This window comes from Dellaglioa sp. CoH-57-MRSF-22 (genome assembly GCF_056781895.1).
In genome coordinates this window covers 1-408 of the sequence record NZ_JBXAXT010000104.1, presented here as the reverse complement: position 1 = coordinate 408, position 408 = coordinate 1, and the positions used below count along the sequence as shown (strand labels likewise).

Annotated in this window: 1 protein-coding gene; it reads right to left on the bottom strand. The window is 55.6% G+C overall.

Translation table 11 applies throughout. The annotated features are described in order from the left end of the window. On the bottom strand, window positions 1-305 hold a 305-nt coding region (locus AC1RPR_RS08390), incomplete at its 3' end, for a hypothetical protein (RefSeq protein WP_481763499.1). Window positions 306-408: the final 103 nt, after the last annotated feature.

The window sequence follows — 408 nt, the reverse complement described above, 5'->3', positions numbered from 1 at the left end:
CACAGCGCCATCAATTGCTCGGTGGTCGGGCTCTTTCCGCCCTTCACCCATTCGCGGAAGATCAGGAACGCCATGATCTCGTTGCCTTCGTCCATCTCGGCCTGAAGCGTCTTGAGGAAGCCCTCCATGCGCTTGATCGGGGACTCACCCAGACCTTCGAGCGTCGGCGTGTCGTTCACGGGCAACCCGTACATCGTATTCATCTTGCGAACCGCCCACGGGAAGAAGTGGCCGATTTCCAAACCGCTCTCCGCAAAGTCCTTCGACGCGGAGCCTACAACGTGATCATACTCATGCAGATTCAAACTACTCTCCTTAAAGTGTGTAATGGTTGGAGTTGTCCAACCACTCGGCTACCTTCTCGCCATAAACAGCTGGATCAAACACACGGTGCCCGACTGGCTTTTC